Genomic DNA, 6,298 nt, shown 5'->3' on the forward strand with positions numbered 1-6,298 from the left:
GTTCTTTAAGAAAGAACATCAGCCTTACCGAACCGGACGGAGATGAAGGATTTGCGGCTCTTCTGCCAGCCAGTCCCGGTAGGCTTCAAAGACGGCCCGGGTGTATGGTTGATCGTGGTGCGATGCCAGTGCGGCCTCGTCTCGCCATTCCTCATAGAGATACAGTGTTCCGTCCTGTGCATTTTCGCTGAGACGAAACTCCATGCAGCCGGGTTCGGCGCGCGTCTGTTCGATGATCTCGCAGATGGCCTCGCGCGCCTTGTTGTAGTGCGTTGGATGTGGCGCGATCCGTGCGATGATGTTCAACTGATGGATCATGACATTCCTTTAGTTATCATGCTAACTATATAATTCAGGGTGATGGCTGGTCAAGTCCAGAACTTCCTGAAAGCAGACCGTCCGCTAACCACCCAGTTTCAGTCGAAACGGAAGCCTGGGCTTGATCCCAAAAGCGGTCTTGCAGCTTTGCCATGCTTCTGAAAAATTTCTGCCATTCAGGAAGCGACCCCATTGCGGACATTCATCCTGATCGGCATTCTGGGCATGAGCATGTGAAGTTCGGGGAATGTGACCAGTGAGCGAGCTCATCGAATACTGGCCCGGCGCGCTCATCATGTTTGGGCTCTTCTTTGGGCCGCTCATCGCGATCAAAAAGGCCCGAACCGATGCAGCAACGGCTACAATCGTCTGCGCCATAACCTGCGCCCTGTTCCTGGGGCTTTTCATACTCGGGGCCGGTCTGCAATCGCCCTTGGGATACTGGCCCTCGGGATTTTTTCTGGACGCCATCAAGATCGCTGCAACATTCGGGGGCGCGCTTGGACTTTGGATCCTGTTCGTGGTGCGACCGAGATCGTCTAATCGCTGAACGTCGGCCAAACCCGATGCGACCGAGCTGCGAGCGCTGGATAATTTGCTTTCCACCCCAGCTCGTGACCTAGCTGCCAAGTGCGAGGCGACCCAGAAGCGGACCAGCCCCTAACGACCCCATTGCGGCCGTTCCCGAAAACCAGCATAAATCCCTGATGATTATTGCCCATGCCTCTGGCCTCATCATTCTTCGATAACACGAAAACAGGCAACGCCAGTTAGAAGTTTCCTCTGTCCCAGCAATGTGTAGAGTTCATTAGATACAGCGATAGCCGACGTGATTAACTCGTCTGGAACCCACAAATGGGAGCCCCCTATTGCTGATCTTTTCATGACAATATTGCGCGTCTCTGCCAGAGTCTTTAGTCCCAGCATCTTGCGCCCATGTTTGTATTCTTTCGACGGGACATCGGTTTTCTGCCAATCGACGGCATCGGATATTGCCCGGCGAACGTTGATGGCATAATATGAAACCTCAAAGGGTGCCCCGTCGGAGCGAAGCACCTCTACCGCCCTGAATTCGTGAAGCCCGGGCTCCAGGCCATCAATGCAATCACGGAATGGCTGGCTAACCCCCCAGAAGGAGCAGAACCCAACCCAATCGGGAAGCGATTTTCGTGGCGTTTTCAGTCGTGCGCGTTTCGGCCAAAACTGATCGTCGATATCGATGGCCGCGCGGGTGGGACGAGCCGAAACATGAGCAAGACCGCGCTGTTCCAGAAGTTCGTAAGGTATCATTATTTCGGAGCATGATGGCTCCATGTCGAACTTGACGGTCGCTACCGTCGTGTTCTCACGCTCAAGAAGCCAGGCCATTTACTGCGTTCTCTCATTGGCCCGCATGGGGCGTTCTCGCTCCATAAGTTGACTCCGACTTGCGTTCCAGTCGCCACGACGATGGACAGAACGAGCGTTGTCGTGAATGTCAGCTTTCCACCCAATTTCGGTCGATCACGCCATTCTAACGCCGCCTCAAAGCGGCCGACCGAATAGGTCGGTCGACCGCTTGCTGTGTCAGATTTCGGTGCGCTCCGCCAACAGTAAGGCATCCTCGAGGTCGACACCAAGGTACCGAACCGTGTTTTCGATCTTGGTGTGGCCGAGCAGAATTTGGATAGCTCGGATATTGCCGGTGGCACGGTAGATCATCGCAGCTTTCGTTCGCCGCAGCGAGTGAGTGCCGTACTCAGCCTTACGCAAACCGATGGCGGTCACCCACTCATCGACGAGGCGGGCATACTGGCGTGTGCTCATATGGCCATGGAGATCGACGCGGCTCGGAAATAGATAATCGTGAGCCGAACCGCCGCGTCGCTCTAGCCAGGCGATCAGAGTCGCGCGAACATCCGCTGTCAGTTCGAATTGGACGGGACGGTTGGTCTTTTGCTGGATGACAATGGCGCGATTGCGAATGTCCGCGCCAGCAACGACATCGCCAATCTTGACCTTGACGAGATCACAGCCACGCAGTTTGCTGTCGATCGCGAGATCGAAGAGAGCCTTGTCCCGGAGACGGCCTTCGCGATCTAGGTGGAAGCGTATCGCCCAGATTTGCTTCTGCGTCAGAGGTCGCTTGGTGCCAACGGTCTTGCCGGCGTTCCAGGCTGCACGGGCTTGTATTGCGGGGTCAAATCGAGAGTATCCCATGGTTCATCTCCTCGGCCGTCATTGGCCAAGCGGGGAACGCTGAAAGAGGAGGCTTTTGGGCCGGAAGCGGAAAGGCAGCTTTTATATCTTTGAGCGGATTAAGCGGACAGCGACTGCTGACCGAATCGCAAGCCGGTGCATTAGAGAATGGTCTGGAGAAACCCCTCTTGGCATAGACTTTTGCCGTCGTTGAAACGCCCTGCAGGACAGCCAACACGGAGCCGAGAGCCACAAACTAAATCGGTTTACTATTTAGCGCGCCTTTCCTACCATCCAGAGATGGCGAGAGAAACCTTTACGATTGAGGGCGCAGGCGCGATTTCTCTTACAGCCGAGGCTGAGGGGGATGCCTACGCTAAACCCGTCCTTCTTGCGCACGGCGGCGGGCAGACACGGCGCGCGTGGAGAAGGGTGGTCAGCGAGCTGGCTCAAGCCGGCTTTCGCGCAATCGCCTTCGACATGCGCGGTCACGGAGACAGCGATTGGTCGCCATGCGGAGCTTATGAAATGCGCGACTTCGCGGCGGATCTGGTCGCTGGAGCGTCGCGCCTGGACCAGAAGCCAGCGCTGGTCGGCGCTTCACTGGGCGGGCTCGCTGGACTGATTGCCGCAGGGGAGCTTGCTCCAGGTAGCTTTGCTTCACTCACATTGGTCGACATTGCCCCGCGCATGGAGCCCAGCGGTGTGATGCGCGTGGTTGGTTTCATGGAAGAGCATGTCGATAGCGGCTTCGCCTCACCAGAGGAGGCGGCCGACGTGATCGCTCGCTACATGCCGCATCGTCCCAAGCGGGGCGCGAGCGATGGTCTGAAAAACTATCTGCGGCAGAAGTCGGATGGGCGCTTCTATTGGCACTGGGACCCGGTGTTTATCCGTAATATAATGTCAGCCAGACAAGGCGACCCAGACAGCCAAGAACGTCAATCGGCAATGCTGAGCCAAGCTGCGGCGAATCTCACGCTTCCGCTTCACCTCATCCGAGGCGGCTCTAGCGATCTTGTTTCCGAAGAGGCCGTTTTGCATCTGCGACAACTCGCCCCCCATGCAGAATACACCGATATTGCCGATGCCACGCACATGGTCGTGGGCGATGCGAACGATGCCTTCTCCGCCGCTATCGTCGATTTCCTAGGGCGCCATCACTCATCCGATACGGCTCAGCCACAGGGGACGAGGGAGCTATGATCGATCGAGAGCGCTTGCAGGAAATGCTGCATATCGCGCCGTTTCACCGATGGCTTGTGCGGATTCCGACGATCGCGCGCATGTATTCCGATCTGATGCCGCGCAGCGTTCCGCTTTGATCGCGCGCAGGTGAAGCACCTGATCGTTGGTATGTTGTGGCACTATGCTTTGCCGCGGGTCAAGCGGCTTGAGCGGCGATGCTTCGCCGCATGGATTCCCCGGATAGCTCGAGCCTGTGGGCGTTGTGGACAAGCCGATCGAGGATGGCATCGGCGTAGGTCGGATCGCCGATGAGATCGAACCAGCGCGCGATGGGTAGCTGGCTTGTTACGAGCGTTGAACGGCGCCCATAGCGATCCTCGAGGATCTCCAGCAGATGATGGCGGGCATTGCCATCGAGCGGCTCAAGCCCCCAGTCATCGAGGATGAGCAGGTCCACGCGGGCCAGGCTCTTCATGCGCGCAGCAATGCGGCCATCGCCCTTGGCAAGCGACAGCTCGTCGATCAACCGCGGCAGGCGGGTGTAGAGAACCGAGCGATTGTCACGGCAGGCCTGATGCCCGACGGCGCAGGCCAGCCAGCTCTTGCCGACCCCTGCTGGTCCGATAATCGCACAGTTCTCATGGGCAGCGATCCAGCTGCCCTTCAGCAGCATTTCGAACAACCGCCGATCGAGCCCGCGGGCGCTGCGATAATCAACGTCCTCAGGCACGGCTTGGTGCCGCAGCTTTGCCTGACGCAGGCGCAGGGCGAGGCGCTTGTCATTGCGCCATGTCGCTTCATGATCGAGCAGCAGCGCCAGCCATTCCGCGTGGTTCAGGCTGGCGGCATCGCCATTGCCATCCAGATCCGCAAAGGCTTGGGCCATGCCGATAAGGCCAAGCTGGTTCAACTGATCAAGTGTGGGGTGTTTGAGCATCCTTGCTCCTTTCAGTGGTAGTATTGAGAGCCCCGGATATTGTCGTGCAGGATCGGCTCGCGCTCCGGGGCTTTGGACACGGGCACCTTGTCGAGCCCCTTTTCGAGGATCGATTTTACAGACGGATAATTGCGCGCGCCGATCTCCAGCGCGCGAAGCGCAGCCGCTTCAAGGCGCTCAGCGCCGAACCGCTTGGACAAGCCGATGATCCCCAGGCACGAACGGTAGCCTTGCTCGGGATGCGGCCGGTCCTCGATGATGCGCGCCATCAACAGCGACAGCATCGGGCCGATCCGGCCCGCCTCCTCCTGGATCTTTGCCGGTGTCCAGTCGAGATAGCGCCGGTGGCTCGATGGCATGTGCTCGGGCACGGTCGTGTGCCGACCATTGCCACTGCCGCGCATGTGCACCGCGATCCGCTCGCCGCCGAGGAAGATCTCGACGCTGCGGGCCGTGTAACGCACCTCAACCTCGCGCCGCGCGTAGCGGTGCGGCACCGAGTAATGATGCTGCTCGAGCGCGATATGGTAATCGAGCCCAACCCGGCAGCGCTTCCATTGCGCATGAACCCATGGCTCCGGTGGCAGCGGCTTCAGGTTCGGCGCATCGACCTCCTCGAACAGCTGGCGGCGCGTGCGGCCGAACTGGCGAAGCACACGGCGCTCATTCAGATCAGCAAGGCACTCGGCAATGGCAGCGTTGAGCTCGGCCAGGCTGTAGAAGATGCGATTGCGCAGACGGCCCAGCACCCAGCGCTCGACGATCCTGACACAGGCCTCAACCTTCGCCTTGTCCTTGGGCCTCCTCGGCCGTGCCGGCAGCACTGCCGTCCCGTAATGCCGAGCCATGTCCGTGTAGCTGCGGTTGAGCATCGGATCGAAGTGGCAAGCCTTGATCACCGCGACCTTGGCATTGTCGGGCACCAGCAGCTGCGGCGCTCCGCCGAAGAATGCGAAGGCAGCATTGTGAGCCTCGGCCCAGTCAGCAAACTGCTCGGTCCAGGTCGCACACGCAAACGACAGGCTCGAGCCGCCCAGCACCGCGACGAACAGATGCGCATCGCGGATCTCGCCGGTTCTGCGGTCTACCACCACCGGCACCGTGTCGCCCGCATAATCAACGAACAGCTTCTCACCGCCGGCATGGCTCTGGCGCATCACCAGCGGCAGCCGGCCTTCCCAGCGCCGGAACAGGTCGCACCACCGGCTGTAGCGATAGCCGTCGGGGTTCGCCGCGTGGTATTCCTCCCACAGGATCTGCAGCGTCACGTGCTTGCGCTTCAACTCGCGCGCCACCACCGCCCAGTCGGGCTCAGGCAACTTGCGGCGCCCGGGCTTCACCCCTGGCACGCCGTAGAGCCGGGACTCCAGGTCGCTGTCCGTCATTTCAGGCTGCACTGGCCAAGTCAGACCCGACCGATCGAACCGCCGAAGCGTATCCCGGACCGTCGTCGGTCCGACCCCGACCCGCTCGCCAACCACCCGCGTCGAAAGCCCGCAGTCCAGACTCAGACGCAAAATCTCGCGCACATGGCGCATCGTAACTCTCCTCGTCGGCATGCATTCCTCCAACCGTTATCCGGTCGAAAGAATGCCCCAACGATCAGGTGAGCCTCACCTCAAACTGCGCGCGATCATATCGGAATGCTGCGCGCGCAATTCTCGGAACACCGCGCGC

General features: G+C 59.6%; 7 protein-coding genes. 2 read left to right on the top strand and 5 right to left on the bottom strand.

Annotation, left to right across the window (positions count from 1 at the left end; translation table 11 throughout):
- Positions 1-24 precede the first annotated feature (24 nt).
- The gene (locus tag BZF57_RS17800) at positions 25-318 is read right to left on the bottom strand and encodes a putative quinol monooxygenase (RefSeq protein ID WP_062342971.1); all 294 of its coding nucleotides are present in this window, start codon (positions 316-318) and stop codon (positions 25-27) included.
- 256 nt (positions 319-574) lie between these two features.
- On the opposite strand from BZF57_RS17800, the gene BZF57_RS17805 reads away from it, so the two are divergent.
- Positions 575-868: a hypothetical protein gene (locus tag BZF57_RS17805; RefSeq protein WP_067403134.1), complete on the top strand. Its 294-nt coding sequence runs from the start codon at positions 575-577 to the stop codon at positions 866-868.
- 185 nt (positions 869-1,053) lie between these two features.
- Here the strand turns inward: BZF57_RS17805 and BZF57_RS20940 are convergent, their stop codons facing one another.
- Together BZF57_RS20940 and BZF57_RS17810 are read right to left on the bottom strand one after the other, a co-directional pair.
- Complete coding sequence (locus tag BZF57_RS20940) at positions 1,054-1,686, bottom strand: imm11 family protein (protein WP_067399893.1); 633 nt, start codon at positions 1,684-1,686, stop codon at positions 1,054-1,056.
- A gap of 198 nt (positions 1,687-1,884) precedes the next feature.
- Positions 1,885-2,517, bottom strand: a complete 633-nt coding sequence (locus tag BZF57_RS17810) for a tyrosine-type recombinase/integrase (RefSeq protein WP_053556534.1) — start codon at positions 2,515-2,517, stop codon at positions 1,885-1,887.
- 279 nt (positions 2,518-2,796) lie between these two features.
- Between BZF57_RS17810 and BZF57_RS17815 the strand changes: the two genes are divergently transcribed.
- Positions 2,797-3,702, top strand: coding sequence for an alpha/beta fold hydrolase (locus tag BZF57_RS17815; protein ID WP_086740539.1), 906 nt, complete (start codon positions 2,797-2,799; stop codon positions 3,700-3,702).
- Positions 3,703-3,880: 178 nt separating this feature from the next.
- On the opposite strand, the gene istB is transcribed toward BZF57_RS17815, so the two are convergent.
- Together istB and istA are read right to left on the bottom strand one after the other, a co-directional pair.
- The gene (gene istB / locus BZF57_RS17820) at positions 3,881-4,621 is read right to left on the bottom strand and encodes an IS21-like element helper ATPase IstB (RefSeq protein WP_086738086.1); all 741 of its coding nucleotides are present in this window, start codon (positions 4,619-4,621) and stop codon (positions 3,881-3,883) included.
- 11 nt (positions 4,622-4,632) lie between these two features.
- Positions 4,633-6,159: an IS21 family transposase gene (istA, locus tag BZF57_RS17825; protein WP_162290999.1), complete on the bottom strand. Its 1,527-nt coding sequence runs from the start codon at positions 6,157-6,159 to the stop codon at positions 4,633-4,635.
- Positions 6,160-6,298: the final 139 nt, after the last annotated feature.

It is taken from the genome of Erythrobacter colymbi, from assembly GCF_002155685.1.
GTDB lineage: Bacteria > Pseudomonadota > Alphaproteobacteria > Sphingomonadales > Sphingomonadaceae > Erythrobacter > Erythrobacter colymbi.

Bases quoted from the DNA above. Each gene is read 5' to 3' on its own strand.
- BZF57_RS20940 (WP_067399893.1), bottom strand. From the start codon at position 1,686: ATGGCCTGGCTTCTTGAGCGTGAGAACACGACGGTAGCGACCGTCAAG.
- istB (WP_086738086.1), bottom strand. From the start codon at position 4,621: ATGCTCAAACACCCCACACTTGATCAGTTGAACCAGCTTGGCCTTATC.
- BZF57_RS17810 (WP_053556534.1), bottom strand. From the start codon at position 2,517: ATGGGATACTCTCGATTTGACCCCGCAATACAAGCCCGTGCAGCCTGG.
- BZF57_RS17800 (WP_062342971.1), bottom strand. From the start codon at position 318: ATGATCCATCAGTTGAACATCATCGCACGGATCGCGCCACATCCAACG.
- istA (WP_162290999.1), bottom strand. From the start codon at position 6,159: ATGCGCCATGTGCGCGAGATTTTGCGTCTGAGTCTGGACTGCGGGCTT.
- BZF57_RS17815 (WP_086740539.1), top strand. From the start codon at position 2,797: ATGGCGAGAGAAACCTTTACGATTGAGGGCGCAGGCGCGATTTCTCTT.